Source organism: Comamonas sp. A7-5, from assembly GCF_039581385.1.
GTDB classification, from domain to species: domain Bacteria; phylum Pseudomonadota; class Gammaproteobacteria; order Burkholderiales; family Burkholderiaceae_C; genus Comamonas; species Comamonas thiooxydans.
Window position 1 is genome coordinate 414,449 of sequence record NZ_JBCPWO010000005.1, and the last position, 18,735, is coordinate 433,183.

Consider the following 18,735-nt stretch of genomic DNA (forward strand, 5'->3'; position numbering starts at 1 on the left):
CGAGCCATGACCGTTTCCACCCCCAGCCGTTGCCCCATCGATCACAGCCAGTTCGGCAAGCCCAGCGGCCAGAGCGGCCCTACGGGCTGCCCCATCAGCCACGGTGCCGCCGGCTTCGATCCCTTTGCCGACGGCTACCAGCAGGACCCGCCCGAGTATGTGCGCTGGGCACGCGAACAGGAGCCCGTGTTCTACAGCCCGCAGCTGGGCTACTGGGTGGTCACGCGCTTCGACGACATAAAGGCCATCTTCCGCGACAACCTGACCTTCAGCCCCTCGATCGCGCTGGAGAAGATCACGCCCACGGGCGATGAAGCCAATGCCGTGCTCGCCAGCTATGGCTTTGCGCTGAACCGCACTCTGGTCAACGAGGACGAGCCCGCCCACATGCCGCGCCGACGAGCGCTGATGCAGCCCTTCACGCCCGAAGAGCTCAAGCACCACGAGCCCATGGTGCGCCGGCTGGCCCGCGAATATGTGGACCGCTTCATCGACGACGGCCGCGCCGATCTCGTCGATCAGATGTTGTGGGAAGTGCCGCTCACCGTGGCCATGCATTTCCTGGGCGTGCCCGCAGACGATATGGACACGCTGCGCCAGTACAGCATTGCCCACACCGTCAACACCTGGGGGCGCCCCCGGGCCGAGGAGCAGGTGGCCGTGGCCCATGCCGTGGGCAATTTCTGGCAGCACGCGGGCCGGATTCTCGACAAGATGCGCGCCGACCCCGATGCCGAAGGCTGGATGCAATACGGCATTCGCAAGCAGAAGGAACTGCCCGATGTCGTCACCGACTCCTATCTGCACTCCATGATGATGGCCGGCCTCGTCGCCGCCCACGAGACCACGGCCAACGCCACCGCCAATGCGGTCAAGCTGCTGCTGCAGCACCCCAAGGTCTGGCAGGAGATCTGCGCCGATCCCTCGCTGATCCCCAATGCCGTGGAGGAATGCCTGCGCCACAACGGCTCGGTAGCCGCCTGGCGGCGCCTGGCCACCAAGGATGTGGTGATCGGCGGCCAGGCCATTCCGGCCGGCAGCAAGCTGCTCATCGTCACCTCTTCGGCCAACCACGACGAGCAGCATTTTGTCGATGCCGACCTGTTCGACATCCACCGCGACAATGCCAGCGATCACCTGACCTTCGGCTACGGCTCTCACCAATGCATGGGCAAGAATCTGGCGCGCATGGAAATGCAGATCTTCCTCGAGGAATTCACGCGCCGCCTGCCCCATATGCAGCTGGCCGAGCAACGCTTCACCTATGTGCCCAACACCTCGTTCCGCGGCCCCGAACATCTGTGGGTTCAATGGGATGTGAGCCGCAACCCCGAGCGCGCCAACCCCGCCGTGCTGGCCGAGCAACAGCCGGTGCGCATCGGCGAATCCTCGCAGGGCGGCGTCAGCCGCAGCATGCTGGTGGACAGCACCGAGCTGATTGCGCAGGACGTGCTGCGCGTGCGCCTCAAGGCGCCCGACGGACGCGAGCTGCCACGCTGGACCCCGGGCTCGCATATCGACCTGCACTGCGGCGACACCGGCATCTCGCGCCAGTACTCGCTATGCGGTGATCCGCAGCAAGCCGATACCTACGAGATCGCCGTGCTGCGCGAGGAGCACAGCCGTGGCGGTTCGGCCTGGATACATGGGGCACTGCAGGCCGGCATGAAGGTGCAGATGCGCGGCCCGCGCAACCACTTCAGGCTCGACGAAGGCGCGCAGCAGCTGATTCTCGTCGCAGGCGGCATAGGTATCACGCCGGTTGCGGCCATGGCGGCTCGCGCCCAGGCCTTGGGCATCCCCTATGAAATCCACTACAGCTGCAGCCAGCGCGAGCGCATGGCGCTCCTGGATGCCTTGCAGGCAATGCATGGCGAGCGTCTGCAGATCTATGTGGGCGCGGAAGGCCGGCGCGCCGATTACGCGTCACTGCTGGCCGAGGTCAGGCCCGGCGCACAGATCTATGCCTGCGGTCCGCAGCGCATGCTCGACGGGCTGGCCGAGGCCAGTCGCCACTGGCCCGAGGACAGTCTGCGCGTGGAGCATTTCTCCAGCACCCTGGGAGCGCTGGACCCGGACAAGGAGCACGGCTTTGAAGTCGAGCTGCGCGAATCCGGCATCACGCTGCAGGTGCGCAATGACGAGACCCTGCTCGATGCACTGCGCAGCGCCAATATCGATATCGAGAGCGACTGCCGCGAAGGCCTGTGCGGCTCCTGCGAGGTGCCGGTGCTGGAAGGCGATATCGATCATCGCGACATGGTGCTGACCCGTGCCGAGCGCACGGCCTGCACCAAGATGATGAGCTGCTGCTCGCGCGCCAGGACGCAGGAGTCCAGAATCGTTCTGGCGCTGTAGCGTCCCCAGCGGGCAGCCCCGGGCGGGTAGCCCCGGGCGGGTAGCCCCGGGCGGGCAGCCCCAGGCGAGCTGCTGCAGCCAGGCCATGCATGGCTTCTGCCTAGAATCACTGCCCATATGGGCCTGTTGCAAATACTGCTAATTCTTGTGTGGGCGCCGACTGCAGCGCTCATCGCCTTCATGGCCACCACCTGGCTGAGCCATGGCGCGCAAGCCATCTGGAGCGCCATGACTGGCACTCGCGCTGACGAGCGTTCGACCTGGCCGCTGGTGCTGGGCGGCGTCGCGGCCCTGGCGGGCATGGTGGGGGCAGTCATCACTTTTCCGAATCAGGCCGTCATGCGCCATGCGTTCGACAAGCTGCTGGGCTATGGCTCGACACGCGTAGAGATCACACTGCGCCAGGACGATGCCGCCACACGCCAGGACCTGCTGGAGACGCTGCGCCCCTTCATGGAAATGGGCGGACGCGAGATCCGCTACCGCGTCTCCACGCGCCACGGCAGCTATACCGAGACCGACGAAGTGCCCAGCTACTACCGCTTTGCGGACGGGCGCCTGGAGATCGCCACAGGCGGTGTGGTCGGCAACGACAGACTGTCCGTGATGCAGCCCGGCTTCAAGGCACTGGCGCAATTTCCCACAGCCAGCACGATTGACGCCAGCGTGGCGGCCACCGTAAACCTGGACAAGGCACGGATAACCGTGGAGATGCTGCCACGCACGGCCATGCTGGTCCACCGCGACGCTGCCAAGGACTGGTCAAGTGTGCTGCGTCCGGCCCCGCCTGCCCGTTGCCATCTGGAGGTGCAGGCGCTGTTCTCCACGGATGCCTTCAGACTGCTCATGTTCGCGGGCCGGGCCTCGGGCGAGGTCGAGATCCACACCGGCCCCGATACCGCCCTGCGCGACACGCAGTACCAACTGGTCGGCATGGGACTGGTGCCGGGCAGCAGTGGACGCAGCGTCAAGGAACTGGAAACCGATGCCACCCGCATCTATGGCGTGCTGAGGCTGCTGCCGCCGGGCCTGAATCCCGATGTCATGGACTGCGATACCGCCCTGGGAGGCATGAGCGACCCGGCCCTGGTGGCAGCCGCCATGCTGTCCACATTTCCCGGCCTGGAAGGACGCGTGAGCGGCATAGAGATCACGCCGTCAGCCTCCTTCTCGCCCTGGCACAACCGGGGCTGGACGGCCGTGCCGCCCGGCACACGCTCGCAAGGCGGAACGCGAGCCGAAGCAGGTACACGCGCCTGCAGCCTGGAGCAGAACCGCCACACGCGCACCCTGATATCCATGGTCGAGGAGCACTGCACGGAACGCGAGCCGCAAAACGCCGGTGCCGCCTGCCCCCAACTGCGCGAACGCCTGAACTGGACCCAGGCCGAGCTGGCCCGATGCAGAAAACAGCTGGTGCGTTGAAACGGGGCCTGGGCCCGTGCAACAGCGATCACATGGACCAGATTCTCGGCGTGCCGCCCTGCAAGCCCCAGAGTTCTTTTCTCCAAAAACTCCACACGGTTTTCCACAACATCATCACAGGCTCCACCACAGGTGATGCACAGCGCAGAACCAGCATGTTTTCATTGGGAGCGGTGACACCGCTCAACACCGCCGGAGCAGCCTCTGCAAGCAGCTCCTGCGTGCCTTCCAGCAAGGCTTCGCGCTGATGACGCGCCATGGCTGAGCCGCTGGCAAAGATCAGACTGCCCAGGCAGCGATGCCCGGCCAGCCCCAGATCGCCGTTGAGCAGCAGCTCGTCCTGTGCATCGATCACGCCGCGCTCCAGAAAACGGTCCGGCCATTCGATGTGCTGTTCGAACCTGCCGCAGGCATAGGGCTGGGCGGCCAGCGGCAGGCCCAGTGCCGTCACATCCCAGGTCAGCAGTTGCGCGTCTTCGGCGAGGTCGAACTCCAGCTGGTTGACGGCATCGCAGGCGTTGTAGGCAATCGCCTCCAGCGGCAGCCACTCCAGCCTCGCACCGGGGTCCAGACGCAGCCGGGTGCGCTGCATGGCCTGCTTCCCGTTGCTTTTGTAAAAGCGCGTGGCACCGGGCGTGGTGACCAGCGCATGCGCACCTTCTGCGACATGGACATCAATGTCCAGTACATCCCCACCCACCAGCCCGCCAGGCGGATGCACCAGCACGTTGTGGCAGATGACAGGACCTTCGGGATAAAGACTTTTGAGGATGCGCAGCGGACCATCGTGCGTGAAATGCACCGAGGTCTTGCCGGCCTGCAGGGAATAGTTCAGCACCAGTTGCGCATGCCAGGTCATTGTCTTTCTCGCCTCTTCAAGCAGGCCTGCCGTTCAGGCCGGGATAGCTCAGCTCTTTTGCTTACTAACTCATGAAAATTCATTCGTTGTTGTATCGCAGCAGCACTTCTACAGTCTCTCGCACGCCAGCTTGTCAAGCATATGGCGATTGATTTCAGGAGCTTTCATGTCGGTCGCTACCGTAACGCATTCACGCCTGCATCGCACTCTGGCCCCGTGGCTTACATCGATGGCGGTGCTGTGCTGCACGCTGGCAACTGGCCCTGCTGCCGCGCAAGCCGGCGGCGCAGCAGCACAGGCCTGGAAGCCCAGCAAGTCCACGGAATTCATTGTCCCCAGCGGAGCCGGCGCGGCGCTGGATCTGGCGGCCCGCAAGCTCACCGAGCTGCTGGCACGCGATGGCCATGCACCGCAGTTCGTGGTCAGCAACAAGTCCGGCGCGCATGCGATCGCCGCGCTGGAAAGCCTGCACCGCCACCCTGGCGACGCCCATACGCTGATGACGCTGAGCACCAGCTACGGCAACAGCCTGGCGCAGAATGCCCTGCCCGCACACCTTCAGAAAGGCACGCCGCTGGTGACCTTGCTGCGCGAGTTCACCACCGTGGTCGTGCGTGCGGATTCGCCGCTGCGCAATGCCCAGGACCTGATCGCCCAGCTGCGCAAGGACCCCGAGAAATACTCCATAGGCATCGCCACCACGCTGGGCAATCACATCCATCTGGGCGTGGCCCAGCCCTTGCAGCAGGGCGGCGTGAATATCCAGAAGCTGCGCATCGTCCCCTACAAATCCTCCGCCGAATCCATGGTGGCGCTGGCAGGCGGCCATCTCGATGTGGTTTCGGCCACCACGCCGAACCTGCTGCCCTATCTGCAGTCGGGCCGCGTGCGCGTGCTGGCGATTGCCGCCGACAAGCGGCTTGAAGGCGTGTTCGCTCAGTCGCCCACCTGGAAGGAGCAGGGCATCGACTATGTCAGCGATTCGTTTCAGGGCGTGATGACGGCACCCGGTGCCAGCACCGCGCAACAGGCGTATTGGGTGAATGCGCTGCGCAAGGTTTCCGAAACCCGGGAATGGAAGGAGTTTGTGGCGCTGAACCAGTGGGAGCCCATCTTCCTCGGCCCGCAGGACACGGCTCGCGCACTGCATGCCCAGGTCGAACGCAGCCATGCTCTGCTGAACGAACTCGGCCTGCTGCCGCCCAGCGCCTCCCGTATTGCCCAGGCGCGTTGAAGCCCCGCGCTCATCAGGAAAAATCCCATGAACATGCCCCTGCCCCACGCTCCGCTGCAGCATCTGGACCAGCGTCTGAGCTCTGCCAACCACATCACTCCACACATCCGCATCGCGCCGCAATCGGCGCATATCGGCGCGCTGATCAGCGGCGTCAATCTGAAACAGGCCTTGAGTGCCGCCGAGGTGCACACCATCCGCTCGGCATTGCTGCGCTGGAAGGTGGTCTTCTTTCGCGACCAGCACCTCAGCCATGAGCAGCAGATCGCTTTTTCGCGCCAGTTTGGCGAGCTCACGCCCGGCCACCCCGTCTTCGGTCATGTCGAAGGTTTTCCCGAGCTGTATTCGATTGCCAAGCACCGCAAGGCCAACCGCCACAGCGGCCAGGCCGAACAGCGCCCCTGGACCGGCTGGCATGCCGATGTGACGGCTGCCCACAACCCGCCTGCCGCATCGATTCTGCGCGGCGTGACGATTCCGCCCTATGGCGGCGACACGCAATGGACCAATCTGGCAGCTGCCTACGAAGCGCTCTCCAGACCGCTGCAGGCCTTTTTGCAGGGCCTGCGTGGCGAGCACCGCTTCAGCGCCCCACAGGGAGCCACCGCATCGCAGGAATATCTGGATCTGGTGCGCGACAACACCCTGATCAGCGAACACCCGCTGGTCACGATCCATCCCGAGACCGGCGAGAAGGTGCTCTACATCAGCCCCGGCTTTCTCAAGTCCATCGTGGAACTCAATACTCGCGAATCGCGCGTGCTGCTGGAGCTGCTCTGGGAGCATGCCGTCAGCAGCGAGTTCACCGTGCGCTTCAAGTGGGAACCCGGCTCGCTGGCCTTCTGGGACAACCGCTCCACGGCCCATGTGGCACCACAGGATATCTTTGCGCTGGAGTTCGATCGCCAGCTCTACCGCACCACGCTGGTGGGCGAAGTCCCCCTGGGCGCGGACGGCCGCGCCAGCACTGCCATACAGGGCAATCCGGTGCTGGCCGCGCACGGCGCAGCGTATTGACGAAATGAGTTGTCCTCCGGGCATGGCCTGAGGCTTTGAGGTGCCGCTTGCGGCACCTTTTTTTCTTCGCCCGATATTCAAATCGCCACCAGCGAGCGCACATTCTTCTGCTGCATCTCGCTGCCCGGGCCCGATGCGATCACCTCGCCGCGCTCCATCACCACATAGTGGTCGGCCAGCTCCTCGGCAAAGTCGTAGTACTGCTCGCACAGCAGGATGGCCATGTCGCCGCGATTGGCCAGCATGCGGATCACGCGGCCGATGTCCTTGATGATGCTGGGCTGTATGCCCTCGGTGGGCTCATCCAGGATCAGGATCTTGGGCTGCGGCGCCAGCGCGCGCGCAATGGCCAGCTGCTGCTGCTGCCCGCCCGAGAGATCGCCGCCACGGCGGTGCAGCATCTGCCCCAGCACGGGGAACAGCTCGTACAGTTCACCCGGAATCCGCGTGCCTGCCGAGCAATAGGACAGGCCCATACGCAGATTGTCTTCCACCGACAGGCGCGAGAAGATTTCGCGCCCCTGGGGCACATAGCCGATGCCGCTGCGCGCGCGCTCATAGGGCGTCCTGCGCGCGATATCGCGGCCCTGCCATTCAATGCCGCCGCTTCTGATGGGAACCAGCCCCATCAGGCTTTTGAGCAAGGTGGTCTTGCCCACGCCGTTGCGGCCCAGCAGCACCGTTACCTTGCCGATCTCGGCCGTGAAATTCACGTCCCGCAGGATGTGCGAGCCGCCGTAATACTGATGCAGGTTCTGAACTTTAAGCATTTTTGACCTCTAACGCTTACACAGCAAGCGCAAGCAGCTATCTAATTTGACTATCTGCGGAGCGCATGACGTTTGAAACTGGCGCTGCCCAATCAAAGAGACAGCGAGGAAGCGCCGCCGAGCACCGAAGCTGTCGTCCCCCTCCCTTAGCGCGAAGCGCGTAGAGAGAGGGGGAAGGCGCGGGGCCGCTCAGGCGAAGCGTCTCAGGGGGTCATCTCCCAAGATACACCTCGATCACGCGCTCGTCAGCCTGCACCTCGGCCAGCGTTCCCTCGGCCAGTACCGAGCCATCGCAAAGCACCGTGACCTTCTCGCTGATGGTGTCGATAAAGCTCATGTCGTGCTCCACCACCATCAGCGAATGCTTGCCCTTGAGCGTCAGAAACAGCTCGGCCGTGCGCACCGTTTCCTCGTCGGTCATGCCGGCCACGGGCTCGTCGAGCAGCAGCAGCTTGGGCTCCTGCACCAGCAGCATGCCGATCTCCAGCCACTGCTTCTGTCCGTGACTGAGCAGGCCCGCCTGGCGCGTTACGCTGCCTGCCAGATGAATGGTGTGCAGCACCTCGGCAATGCGGTCCTTCTGCGCGCCGCTGAGCTTGAACAGCATGGAGGAGGCAATGCCCTTGTGGGTCTTGAGCGCCAGCTCCAGGTTCTCGAAGACGCTGAGCTGCTCGAACACCGTGGGCTTCTGGAACTTGCGGCCTATGCCCATGGCGGCGATCTCGGGCTCCTTGTAGCGCAGCAGATCGATGGTGGAGCCGAAGAACACCGTGCCGCTGTCTGGCCGGGTCTTGCCGGTGATGATGTCCATCATCGTGGTCTTGCCTGCGCCATTGGGACCGATGATGCAGCGCAGCTCGCCGGGCGCGATATCGAGACTCAGACCGTTGATGGCCTTGAAGCCGTCGAAGCTCACATGCACGTCTTCGAGATAGAGAATTCGGCCGTGGGTCACATCCACTTCGCCGGCCACCACGGGGCGCGCCAGACTGGCATTGCGACCGCCGGATTCGGTGCGCAGCGCGGCTTCGCGCTGCTGGTAGGAGGCCAGGCGCTGCTCGCCTTCCTGCATCAGATCGGGGGTCATGCGCGCACTCCTTCGATGGCATCGGCAGAAGCCGGCTCGGCAGCGTTTTTGGCAGCTGCGGCTGCAGTCTGGTTCAACGGTGCCTTGACCTGGGCCTTGCGCTTCTCACGCCACTGGCGAAGCTGCTGCGGCAGGCGAATCAGTCCTCCCGGCATGAACAGCGTCACGACGATGAACAGCGCCCCCAGCACGTACAGCCAGTACTCGGGGGCAGCCACGGTGAGCCAGCTCTTGCCGCCATTGACGGCGAACGCGCCGATGATCGGGCCGACCAGCGAGGCACGTCCGCCCACGGCCGTCCACACCGCCATTTCGATGGAATTGCCCACGCTCATTTCGCTGGGATTGATGATGCCCACCTGGGGCACATAGAGCGCGCCCGCCAGGCCGCACATCATGGCCGAGATGACCCAGATCGACAGCTTGTAGGGCAGCGGGTTGTAGCCGCAGAACATGGTGCGCGATTCTGCATCGCGCACGGCCTGCAGCACGCGGCCGTACTTGCTGCGCATCAGCCAGCGCGAGAACAGAAAACAGCCCAGCAATGCCAGCCCCGACAGCGCGAACAGCAGCACATGCATGGCTTTCGAGTTGACCGAATAGCCGAGCAGGGTCCTGAAACCCGTGAATCCGTTGTTGCCGCCAAAGCCGGTCTCGTTGCGGAAGAACAGCAGCATGGCGGCGTAAGTCAGGGCCTGGGTGATGATGGAGAAATACACGCCCTTGATGCGCGAGCGAAAGGCAAAGTAGCCGAACAGCCCGCCGATCAGGCCCGGCACCAGAAACACCAGCAGCACGGTGGCGGCAAAGCTGCCCGACAGCGCCCAGTGCCAGGGCAGCTCCTTCCAGTCCAGAAACCCCATGAAGGCGGGCAATGCATCGGGGCCTACGGCCTCGCGCATCAGGTACATGCCCATCACATAGCCGCCCAGTGCGAAGAACAGGCCGTGCCCCAGGCTCAGGATTCCGGTATAGCCCCAGATCAGATCAATCGCCAGTGCGCAGATGGCATAGCACATGAACTTGCCCAGCAGGCCCAGCATGTAGTCGGAAAGGTGCAGTGCACTGTCCTCGGGCACCCACAGATTGAGTGCGGGAGCCACGGCGCAGACCATGGTCAGGGCCAGCAGAAATGCCGTCCAGCCCTTGGCGGATAGCAGCGGCGCGGGCTTGGGCAGTTCGATGGATATGGATTGGGTTGTCATGTCAGTTTTCCCTCATGTCGAGCAAGGCACATGGCCTGCGCAACTGGCGCGGCCCAGGTACGAGACACCGAGCAAGGGCCGCCCCGCAGCGAGGGTGTCGTCCCCTGCCCGCAGCGCGCAGCAATGCGAGAGCGGGGGAAGGCGCGAAGCGACTCAGGGGGGTGTTTCATGTTTCCGCACTGCGGCCCTTCAAGGCAAAGATGCCTTGCGGGCGCTTTTGAATGAAGACCACGATGAACAGCAGCACGGCGATCTTGGCCAGCACAGCCCCGGTCCAGCCTTCCAGCAGCTTGCTGAGCACGCCCAGGCCCAGAGCCGCATAGACGGTGCCCGCCAGCTGCCCCACACCGCCCAGCACCACCACCAGGAAACTGTCCACGATGTAGTTCTGCCCCAGATCCGGGCCCACGTTGCCGATCTGACTCAAGGCGCAGCCGGCAAGACCGGCGATACCGGAGCCCAGTGCAAACGCATAGGTGTCGGTGCGCGCCGTGTTGACGCCCACACAGGAAGCCATGGCGCGGTTCTGTGTCACGCCGCGCACGAACAGGCCCAGGCGCGTTCTGGCGATCATGAAGGCCACGCCCGCCAGCACGGCAAAGGCAAAAACGATGATGGCGATGCGGTTGTAGGGCAGCGTCAGATTGGGCAGCAGCGCAATCCCGCCGCTCATCCAGACCGGGTTTTCCACGCCCACGTTCTGCGCTCCGAAAATGCTGCGCACGGTCTGCTGCAGCACCAGGCTGATGCCGAAGGTGGCCAGCAGGGTCTCCAGCGGACGGCCGTAGAGAAAGCGGATCACGCCGCGCTCCAGCACCGCGCCGACCAGCGCCGAGGCCAGAAAGGCCACAGGAATCGCCACCACCAGATACCAGCCAAACCAGGCCTCGGGCAGCCAGCGCTGGAATGCGACCTGCACCAGATAGGTGGCATAGGCACCGATCATGATCAGCTCGCCGTGCGCCATATTGATGACGCCCATCAGGCCGTAGGTGATCGCCAGACCCAGAGCCGCGAGCAACAGCACTGATCCCAGGCTGATGCCGCTGAAAACAGCACCCAGCCTGTCCCCCCAGGCCAGGCCTTCGGCAATGCCGACCAGCGCGGCCTTGATGGCTTTTTGCACGCCGGGATCGGACTCTTCGGACAGGCGCTGGTTCAACAGCAGCTGCGTCTCCGGCGTCTGCTGGCGCGACAGCTGCTCCACCGCCTTCAGACGCTGCTGCACCTCGTCGCTGCCCAGCAGGCTGGCAGCCAGGCTGCGCTCCAGCAGGGCTCGGACCTGCCCGTCCTGTTCAGCGGCCAGCGCTTTTTCGATCAGGGGAAGCCGCCCGGCATCAGGCTCGGAGGCCAGTTGCTCGGCAGCCTTGCGGCGCGCCTGCACATCGCTGCTGCCCAGCGCCAGCGCGGCCTGCGCCGTATCGATGACCGAGCGCAGGTAATTGTTGCTGACGACCTCCTCGGCATCCGCCGGGAGTTGAGCGGCCTGGCCGGTCACCGGGTCGGTGACCGCATCGCCGTTCATCACATAGGCCTTGCCCTGGGACACGCGCACCTCGTCGTCGGACAGCGCCTTGAGATAGGCCGCGAGGCGACCGCCGTCGCTCTGCGCATCGGGTGCCAGCACGGCCTGATTGATGGCCTGCACGCGCTGCTCGGAGTCATCTGCCGCAGCCATGGCATAGGCCTGCTCGGTCGTCAGTGCGTGACTGGCAAAGCTCAGCAAGGAGCCCAGCCCGGCGGCCCATACCAGCCGCCATGACTTGCGCAGTAGTTTCATAAAAAATCTCGGATATTTAGCGCTGCATCCATTGCCAATAAAGCGCAAGCAGCTATCTCTTCAGGACTGGAGAGCCCACCAGACCTCTCCAGTCCTAGGGAGCGAATCAGGAGCTCTTGCCGTTGGGCTCGTCCTTCTTCTTGTCGTTGCCTTCGATAAAGGGGCTCCAGGGCTGGGCCTTGACCGGGCCCTTGGTCTTCCAGACCACGCTGAACTGGCCGTCTGCCTTGATCTCGCCGACCATCACGGGCTTGTGCAGATGGTGATTCTTCTCGTCCATCTTCAGCGTGAAGCCACTGGGTGCGGCAAAGGTCTGGCCGGCCATGGCCGCGATCACCTTGTCGGTATCCGTGCTCTTGGCTTTCTCCACGGCCTGCTTCCACATATGGATGCCGACCCAGGTGGCTTCCATCGGGTCGTTGGTCAGCGGCTTGTCCTTGTGGCCCGCGATGTTCTTGGCCTTGGCGTAATCGCCCCACTGTTTGATGAAGGCCGTGTTGGACGGGTTCTTCACGCTCATGAAGTAGTTCCATGCCGCCAGGTGACCGACCAGAGGCTTGGTGTCCACGCCGCGCAGCTCTTCCTCACCCACACTGAAGGCCACGACCGGCACATCCTTGGCCTTGAGGCCGGCATTGCCCAGCTCCTTGTAGAAGGGCACGTTGGAGTCGCCGTTGATGGTGGAGATCACGGCGGTCTTGCCGCCCGTGGAGAACTTCTTCACATCGGCCACGATGGTCTGGTAGTCGCTGTGGCCGAAGGGGGTGTAGGTTTCCATGATGTCGGAATCCTTGACGCCCTTGGACTTGAGGAAGGCACGCAGAATCTTGTTGGTGGTGCGCGGATACACATAGTCCGTGCCCAGCAGCACAAAGCGCTTGGCTCCGCCGCCTTCCTTGCTCATCAGGTACTCGACAGCGGGTATCGCCTGCTGGTTGGGTGCGGCGCCGGTGTAGAAGACGTTCTTGGAGAGTTCCTCACCCTCGTACTGCACGGGGTAGAACAGCAGGCCGTTGTTCTGCTCGAACACCGGCAGCACGGACTTGCGCGACACGCTGGTCCAGCAACCGAAGACCACGGCCACCTTGTCCTGGGTGATCAGCTGCTTGGCCTTTTCGGCAAACAGCGGCCAGTTGGAGGCGGGGTCCACCACCACGGGCTCGAGCTTTTTGCCGAGCACGCCGCCCTTGGCATTGATGTCGTCGATGGCCATCAGCACCGTGTCCTTGAGCACGGTCTCGGAGATGGCCATGGTTCCCGAGAGACTGTGCAGCACGCCCACCTTGATGGTGTCTGCAGCCAGCACCTGAGAAGTCAAGCCCAGGCCCAGAGCCATGGATGCAGCCAGTGTTGTGAGGGTTCCGCGACGATTCATTTCAGCACTCCCAGGAGGTTTTGTTCGGTCACATTGACCGCAAAAACTGGAGTGCAATTACCGTGCCAGCACCACCCGCCATGGCTTGCTCACTGCATACGGCGGCGCTGCTGCCGCTTTTTTGCCGAGCACAGGCCGAATGCAACTTTGTGCGATCAGCATCGGCCACATGCAGGCACCATTGCAGTGCCGCATGCACCAGATGCAGACCGCGCAAACCAGCCAGCACTATTGAAGTGCACGACAGCCTGTCGCCTCAGACCGGCTGCAGGCATGCCGGCAAGGCCGCGCTGCGCAGCTTGCCAGTCCACGGATCGAGAGCGGCCTTGGTCTGCAGCAAAGCAGATCGAGTTGTTTGCTGGCCTTGCCGTCCTGCACTGCATAGACATGCAGCTTGCTCATCTGCACGGCAAATCGCCGCCTCGCGGATGCCTTGCAGAATCTGCGCTCCGGTGCGAAAGCCGACGGAACGCAGCTTCATCAATGCACGGCAAAGCGCAGCAGATACTCGTAGCTGTTCTCGGTTGTCATGGGGTCGCCCTGCACAGGCTGACGCAGTATGGCCTGCAGCGTATTGCTGCCGACAGCAGGCGTCATGATCGCCAGACCCTGCGCGTCCGTCATCGTGGGAGAGCCGTTCTCCCCCCAGGACAGCCTCACGCCAGACTGCGGCTTGCCATGCAGCAACACCTGCAGCCTGAGCAGCTGACCGGCATGGGGAGACTGCCCCTGAAGCGGCACCACCTCGAACATCTGCCCAAGCGGCTTTTGCATGACGGCGCCCCAGCGCACCACGGTCTTGTGGAACTTGCGCGCATGCACGCCGCGCACCGCACCGGGGTTCTGATCCATGGGCAGAGGCAGCATTGCGCCCTCAGCCCTGGCACTGCTGAAATAGCCGTTATCGAGTTCCACTGCGATCAGCGCAGCCCCGGCATCCGGCTTGATGCGGATGCCACCCTGCACATTCTGTACGGCGGCGGGCACTTCACGGCCGCGCAGGTCATAGGCATGCACACGCTGCAGCTTGGCCGGATCGAAGGCTTCTGTCCTGCCTTCATGACCGCCAAACTGCATGACATAGCCACCCTGCGCATCGGGCTCCAGCCAGACGTTATGGGCAGAGACCGGATTGGCGCATAGCAGCCAGGCAGCGGCCGTGGTGCACAGAATGCGCGCGATGATGTTTTTACGTGTGCTGCAAACAGACATGGGAGCTCCGGAAATCATAAGGAAAACTGCAGGCCCAGCTGCACGCTGCGCGGCGCGCCGGGGGCGACCAGACGCTGGCCGGCAATCATGGTGGTGGTACTGGCATAGCGGGTGTTGGCGGCGTTGCGCAGCCACAGGCTCAGGCTGGCATTGCGCGCCAGGCTTGCGGGCAATCGGTATTGCAGACCCAGGTCCAGCCAGCGATAGCTGCCGGCCCATTCGGTATTGCTGGCGTTGATGGGCGCACGCCCCACATGGCGCAACACGCCATGCAAGGTGACATCGCCACGCGGCATCCAGCGCGCATGCAAGGTGCTGGTGTACTCGGGCACGGCCACCACGCGCCGGCCCAGCAGTGCGGCATCCGCGTTCTGCGTGACTTCGGAGCGATTGTGGCCATAAGTCCATTCCACATGCCAGTTGCGACTGGGCAACCAGTGCAGCTGCAGCTCTGCACCCTTGCGCACGGTCGCGCCCAGGTTTTCATACTCACCAGGTGCCGTATTGCGTATTTCATGGCTGGAGCTGATGCGGTAGAGCGAGGCATCGATCAGCCAATGGACCGATGGCTTCCACTCCACGCCCAGCTCGCTCTGGCGAAAGACATTGGCATGCAGGTCGCTGTTGCGCAGCGCGTATTTGGCAAAGTCGCTGGGCAGCGCAAAGCCTTGCGACCAGTTGGCCCGCACGGCCGTCCGGGCATTGAGCTGCGCCAGGGCTCCCAGCTTGGGGCTGGCATGGCTGCGCCCCTGCATGCTCCTGCATTCATCGCCACCGGCCTCTGCCCCCAGCAGACTGCAACTGCCGTCAAAGTGGTCCCAGCGCAAGGCCGCCGTGGTCTGCAACCAGGCCGTTGGCTGCCAGCCAGCCTGGCCGTAGATCGCCGTGTTGTCGAGCCGTGTATTGCGATCATTCAATGCAGGGCCGGTACGCCGGCGATCCAGCAATCCATCCCAGTAGCCATAGTCCGTGGACTCGCGCACCTGCTCCAGGCCCAGCATCCAGTTCAGCTCGCGCGCCGCCAGAAGCGACTTGCCGCTGAGATTCAGCCCCGCTCCCAGCACGCTGCGGTCGTAGCGCTCCTCGCGCTGCATCCAGGTGGCGCTGCGCGGGCGCGTGAACCAGCGCACAAAATCCTGCTGCGTGCCGTAGACAAAACCCAGCAGCCGGGTATCTGCATCCAGTGCGTACTGCGCATCCAGGCGCAGCGTGCCAAAGTGCTTGTTGGCACCATCACCCACCACGCGGCTGTCCTTGCCCTGTGGGTCCTGCCGCCACTGCGCTTCGGTCAGATAGCCGGGCGAGTCGCCACGCGCCTCGTGCCAGCGACCGGACAGCGAGATATCGAGCTTTTCATGCACATGGTGCTTCCAGGTGCCGCTGATGGTGCTGCGCTCATGGCGCGAGGCGGGCCGCGCTCCATCACCGCGTGCATGCTGAGTCGCCAGGTTGAGCTGATCGCCGCCTTCCAGCTCGCGCCCGAGAGCGGCCTGTGCATCGAACATGCCATGCGAGCCGGCGCTGACATCGAACTCCGCATAGCTGCCATTGCGCCGCGTGCGCAGCTCCAGCAACCCTGCGCGGTTGTAATTGCCCTGCAGCACCGACACGGGACCGCGATAGACATTGACCTTGTCCAGCTCCAGTGGCACCACCACATTGAGATCGAAATAGCCATCCGCATGCGACATGGCTTCGTTGAGCGGGATGCCATCCAGTGTGGCCGCCACATCACCGCCGTGGCCACCGCCGGCAAAGCCGCGCAGCACCAGCCCGTTGGCCACACCGCTGAGCTGGTAGTGATTGACATGCATGCCGGGTACCTGGCTCCACAACGATTCCACCTCCTGTCTGGGTTGCTCGCGAATTTCGTCGCGCCTGAACTCGGTGACGGAAAACGCGCGTTGTGACTCATCCAGCGCCTGGCCTTTGACCAGGGCATTCACCCTCACCTCGGGCAATACCTTGTCGCCTTCCTCGGCTGTTTGCGCTTGTACGGCCGAAGCCATCCACAGCGTACCGCCCAAGGCCAGCACTCCGAGTCTTGCCGTGGCCCCCAGGTCCTGAGCGCATCCCCTATTCAATGGTCCTTTGTACATGCACCAGAACAGCAAAGTTCGTGCCATGCGATGCACCGCTACGGCTCGACAATGCACCACAAAGCACCATCGCTGCCTCGCCGATACGCCGTGGTGCATAACCGCGTGCCGACAGCACCAACAAGGTGCAAAACACCTGCGGCGACTTGCCTACATGCTGGCAATAAAGACTGGCCTTTGGCATGGCACTTGCTACATAAAAGGGCATGAAACTGACTCCTCGCGTTCATTCAGCCCTGCCGGATGCGCGTGCCGACTGAGGGATTGAAGAAGATGGAACTGACACCACGCGAAAAAGACAAGCTGTTGATCTTCACTGCGGCCCTGCTGGCCGAGAGGCGCATGGCTCGTGGCCTCAAGCTCAACTACCCCGAGGCCGTGGCGCTGATCAGTGCCTTTGTGATGGAGGGTGCACGCGATGGCAGGACCGTGGCCCAGCTCATGAGCGAAGGCCGCAGCGTGCTGACCCGCGCCGATGTGATGGAGGGCATCCCCGAGATGATTCCCGACATCCAGATCGAAGCCACCTTCCCCGATGGCACCAAGCTGGTCACCGTGCATGAGCCCATCGCCTGAAGCAGCGTCCAGAGACTTCGAGCCTTTCAGCCATCAAACCCTTACCCATCAAGCGCAGATAGCTATGAAATTCAATAAGCTCCTTGTCACCACAGCCGCCACGGCGACTGCACTGCCCCTGTCCGCTCTCGCACATATGGGCTCCGATGCAGGCAGCCATCACCACTTTCTCGACAGTCTGGGTCATGCTTTTGCCCACCCGTTTACCGGCGCAGACCATCTGGCCGCCATGCTGGCTGTGGGCGCCTGGAGCGCACTGACCATGCCCAGCCTGCGCACGGCCTGGCGTGCACCTGCGGCCTTTGTGGCCCTGCTGGTGGCGGGTGCCGTGGCCGGCTTTGCCGGCCTGTGGGTGCCGGGCGTAGAGCCCATGATTGCCGCATCCGTGCTGGTGCTGGGCCTGCTGGTGCTGGTTCAGCAAAAAATGCCCTGGGGCGCAGCCGCCGCCCTGGCTGCGGTGTTTGCCTTCTTCCACGGCGCTGCGCACGGCTTTGAGCTGGCTGGAGACAGCGGCCTGGCTGCCTTCGGTGCACTGCTGGGCATTGCTCTGGGCTCGGCCACACTGCATATCGCCGGCATGGTGCTCGGTCATGCCGTCATGCAGCGCCACCAGTGGCTGGCCAGGTTCGGCGGTGCTGCCACTGCCGCACTCGGCGCTTTCATGCTGACGAAACTGGTCTGATATGACACACCTCGGCACAGCGCAGCACAAGGCCTTTGCGCAAGGAAACGAAAGATGATTCCCGGCGAATTGATTCTTGACGAGGGCAGCCATGCACTCAACCCCGGCCGCAGCACGCTCACGCTGGTGGTGAACAATGCCAGCGACCGGCCGATTCAGGTCGGCTCGCACTACCACTTCGCCGAAACCAATGCGGGCCTGGATTTCGACCGCACCGCCGCCCACGGCATGCGCCTGAATATTGCCAGCGGCATGGCCGTGCGCTTCGAGCCGGGCCAGCAACGCACGGTGGAGCTGGTCGAGATCGGCGGCGACCGCCAGATCTATGGCTTTCGCGGTCTGGTCCAGGGCCCACTGCCCGCAGATTCCAGGGACTGACCTGCCATGCTGATGCTGTTTGCTTCTGCTTTTGTGCTGGGCCTGGTGTTCAACGCAGCGCCCGGAGCAGTGTTTGCAGAGACCGTGCGCCAAGGTGTGCGCGGCGGCTATCGTCCGGCGCTGGCCGTGCAGCTGGGCTCCCTGGTGGGCGATGCGAGCTGGGCCTTGCTGGGCCTGGCCGGCATTGGTCTGGTCATGCAGATCGACGCCTTGCGCTGGCCGATTGGCCTGGCGGGCGCTGCCTACCTGCTCTGGCTGTCCTGGGACAGCTGGCAGGCCGCGCGTACCGAACACCGGCTCGATGCTTCAAACACCGCCGCCGCCACGCAGAAGCAGGCCCTGCGCCGCGGCATGGCCCTGTCGCTGACCAACCCGCAGAACCTGGCCTACTGGGCCGCCATGGGCAGCGCCCTCGGGGCGGTGGGCGTGGCCCAGCCCGGTGCCAGCGATTACGGGGTCTTCTTCGCGGGATTCATGACTTCGTCCCTGCTCTGGTGCTTTGTCTGCGCTGCCTTGGTGGACCGGCTTTTCCGCCGCGCTGCCGCGCACTGGAGCCGTTTTACCTACCGCTGCTGCGCTGCCCTGCTGCTGGCCCTGGCACTGGGCACATTGCGCGACCTGCTCAGCACAAGCCCCGCCGCCCTGCCACCGGCAGCCCAGCAGCAGTCCCTGCGCTGA

Annotated in this window: 16 protein-coding genes; 8 read left to right on the top strand and 8 right to left on the bottom strand. The window is 63.9% G+C overall.

The genetic code is table 11. From position 1 onward, the window contains the following. Window positions 1-6 precede the first annotated feature (6 nt). Entirely contained in the window at window positions 7-2,358 is a 2,352-nt protein-coding gene (locus AAIL67_RS12285) for a cytochrome P450/oxidoreductase (protein ID WP_063663504.1), read from the top strand. Between the two features lie 180 nt (window positions 2,359-2,538). Further along, the gene (locus AAIL67_RS12290) at window positions 2,539-3,783 is read left to right on the top strand and encodes a hypothetical protein (protein WP_231905881.1); all 1,245 of its coding nucleotides are present in this window, start codon (window positions 2,539-2,541) and stop codon (window positions 3,781-3,783) included. A 28-nt stretch (window positions 3,784-3,811) separates the two neighbouring features. Here AAIL67_RS12290 and AAIL67_RS12295 read toward each other — a convergent pair whose 3' ends face one another. Next, window positions 3,812-4,642: an urease accessory protein UreD gene (locus tag AAIL67_RS12295; RefSeq protein ID WP_343484123.1), complete on the bottom strand. Its 831-nt coding sequence runs from the start codon at window positions 4,640-4,642 to the stop codon at window positions 3,812-3,814. A gap of 166 nt (window positions 4,643-4,808) precedes the next feature. Between AAIL67_RS12295 and AAIL67_RS12300 the strand changes: the two genes are divergently transcribed. Continuing rightward, window positions 4,809-5,876: a tripartite tricarboxylate transporter substrate binding protein gene (locus AAIL67_RS12300; protein ID WP_231905880.1), complete on the top strand. Its 1,068-nt coding sequence runs from the start codon at window positions 4,809-4,811 to the stop codon at window positions 5,874-5,876. Between the two features lie 27 nt (window positions 5,877-5,903). Beyond that, window positions 5,904-6,893 carry a TauD/TfdA family dioxygenase gene (locus AAIL67_RS12305; protein ID WP_082877355.1) on the top strand — a complete coding sequence of 330 codons (990 nt, stop codon included), beginning with the start codon at window positions 5,904-5,906 and terminating at the stop codon, window positions 6,891-6,893. A 77-nt stretch (window positions 6,894-6,970) separates the two neighbouring features. Here AAIL67_RS12305 and urtE read toward each other — a convergent pair whose 3' ends face one another. The 7 genes from urtE to AAIL67_RS12340 all read right to left on the bottom strand — a co-directional run bounded on the left by urtE (window position 6,971) and on the right by AAIL67_RS12340 (window position 16,448). After that, complete coding sequence (urtE, locus tag AAIL67_RS12310) at window positions 6,971-7,663, bottom strand: urea ABC transporter ATP-binding subunit UrtE (RefSeq protein ID WP_034377378.1); 693 nt, start codon at window positions 7,661-7,663, stop codon at window positions 6,971-6,973. A gap of 211 nt (window positions 7,664-7,874) precedes the next feature. After that, window positions 7,875-8,750, bottom strand: a complete 876-nt coding sequence (urtD, locus tag AAIL67_RS12315) for an urea ABC transporter ATP-binding protein UrtD (protein WP_034355169.1) — start codon at window positions 8,748-8,750, stop codon at window positions 7,875-7,877. Beyond that, window positions 8,747-9,955, bottom strand: a complete 1,209-nt coding sequence (gene urtC / locus AAIL67_RS12320) for an urea ABC transporter permease subunit UrtC (RefSeq protein WP_063663492.1) — start codon at window positions 9,953-9,955, stop codon at window positions 8,747-8,749. The genes urtD and urtC overlap by 4 nt, the downstream gene beginning before the upstream one ends. Before the next feature lie 166 nt (window positions 9,956-10,121). Next, a complete protein-coding gene (gene urtB, locus AAIL67_RS12325) occupies window positions 10,122-11,735 on the bottom strand; it encodes an urea ABC transporter permease subunit UrtB (protein WP_063663489.1) in 1,614 nt (537 codons plus the stop codon). A 106-nt stretch (window positions 11,736-11,841) separates the two neighbouring features. Beyond that, complete coding sequence (urtA, locus tag AAIL67_RS12330; protein WP_063663486.1) at window positions 11,842-13,110, bottom strand: urea ABC transporter substrate-binding protein; 1,269 nt, start codon at window positions 13,108-13,110, stop codon at window positions 11,842-11,844. Window positions 13,111-13,590: 480 nt separating this feature from the next. Then, window positions 13,591-14,322 carry a DUF4198 domain-containing protein gene (locus AAIL67_RS12335; protein ID WP_343484124.1) on the bottom strand — a complete coding sequence of 244 codons (732 nt, stop codon included), beginning with the start codon at window positions 14,320-14,322 and terminating at the stop codon, window positions 13,591-13,593. A 14-nt stretch (window positions 14,323-14,336) separates the two neighbouring features. Beyond that, window positions 14,337-16,448 carry a TonB-dependent receptor gene (locus AAIL67_RS12340; RefSeq protein ID WP_343484125.1) on the bottom strand — a complete coding sequence of 704 codons (2,112 nt, stop codon included), beginning with the start codon at window positions 16,446-16,448 and terminating at the stop codon, window positions 14,337-14,339. Window positions 16,449-16,694: 246 nt separating this feature from the next. Here AAIL67_RS12340 and AAIL67_RS12345 point away from each other — a divergent pair, with 246 nt between their 5' ends. From AAIL67_RS12345 to AAIL67_RS12360, 4 genes are all read left to right on the top strand, one after another. Then, window positions 16,695-16,997, top strand: coding sequence for an urease subunit gamma (locus AAIL67_RS12345; protein WP_003068240.1), 303 nt, complete (start codon window positions 16,695-16,697; stop codon window positions 16,995-16,997). A gap of 64 nt (window positions 16,998-17,061) precedes the next feature. Then, window positions 17,062-17,679 (top strand): HupE/UreJ family protein, encoded by a 618-nt coding sequence (locus tag AAIL67_RS12350; RefSeq protein ID WP_059440608.1) that lies wholly within the window; start codon window positions 17,062-17,064, stop codon window positions 17,677-17,679. A 54-nt stretch (window positions 17,680-17,733) separates the two neighbouring features. Then, a complete protein-coding gene (locus AAIL67_RS12355) occupies window positions 17,734-18,057 on the top strand; it encodes an urease subunit beta (protein WP_034355186.1) in 324 nt (107 codons plus the stop codon). Window positions 18,058-18,063: 6 nt separating this feature from the next. Beyond that, complete coding sequence (locus AAIL67_RS12360) at window positions 18,064-18,735, top strand: LysE family transporter (protein WP_034404636.1); 672 nt, start codon at window positions 18,064-18,066, stop codon at window positions 18,733-18,735.

Bases quoted from the DNA above. Each gene is read 5' to 3' on its own strand.
- AAIL67_RS12285 (WP_063663504.1), top strand. From the start codon at position 7: ATGACCGTTTCCACCCCCAGCCGTTGCCCCATCGATCACAGCCAGTTC.
- AAIL67_RS12290 (WP_231905881.1), top strand. From the start codon at position 2,539: ATGGCCACCACCTGGCTGAGCCATGGCGCGCAAGCCATCTGGAGCGCC.
- AAIL67_RS12295 (WP_343484123.1), bottom strand. From the start codon at position 4,642: ATGACCTGGCATGCGCAACTGGTGCTGAACTATTCCCTGCAGGCCGGC.
- AAIL67_RS12300 (WP_231905880.1), top strand. From the start codon at position 4,809: ATGTCGGTCGCTACCGTAACGCATTCACGCCTGCATCGCACTCTGGCC.
- AAIL67_RS12305 (WP_082877355.1), top strand. From the start codon at position 5,904: ATGAACATGCCCCTGCCCCACGCTCCGCTGCAGCATCTGGACCAGCGT.
- urtE (WP_034377378.1), bottom strand. From the start codon at position 7,663: ATGCTTAAAGTTCAGAACCTGCATCAGTATTACGGCGGCTCGCACATC.
- urtD (WP_034355169.1), bottom strand. From the start codon at position 8,750: ATGACCCCCGATCTGATGCAGGAAGGCGAGCAGCGCCTGGCCTCCTAC.
- urtC (WP_063663492.1), bottom strand. From the start codon at position 9,955: ATGACAACCCAATCCATATCCATCGAACTGCCCAAGCCCGCGCCGCTG.
- urtB (WP_063663489.1), bottom strand. From the start codon at position 11,735: ATGAAACTACTGCGCAAGTCATGGCGGCTGGTATGGGCCGCCGGGCTG.
- urtA (WP_063663486.1), bottom strand. From the start codon at position 13,110: ATGAATCGTCGCGGAACCCTCACAACACTGGCTGCATCCATGGCTCTG.
- AAIL67_RS12335 (WP_343484124.1), bottom strand. From the start codon at position 14,322: ATGTCTGTTTGCAGCACACGTAAAAACATCATCGCGCGCATTCTGTGC.
- AAIL67_RS12340 (WP_343484125.1), bottom strand. From the start codon at position 16,448: ATGGCACGAACTTTGCTGTTCTGGTGCATGTACAAAGGACCATTGAAT.
- AAIL67_RS12345 (WP_003068240.1), top strand. From the start codon at position 16,695: ATGGAACTGACACCACGCGAAAAAGACAAGCTGTTGATCTTCACTGCG.
- AAIL67_RS12350 (WP_059440608.1), top strand. From the start codon at position 17,062: ATGAAATTCAATAAGCTCCTTGTCACCACAGCCGCCACGGCGACTGCA.
- AAIL67_RS12355 (WP_034355186.1), top strand. From the start codon at position 17,734: ATGATTCCCGGCGAATTGATTCTTGACGAGGGCAGCCATGCACTCAAC.
- AAIL67_RS12360 (WP_034404636.1), top strand. From the start codon at position 18,064: ATGCTGATGCTGTTTGCTTCTGCTTTTGTGCTGGGCCTGGTGTTCAAC.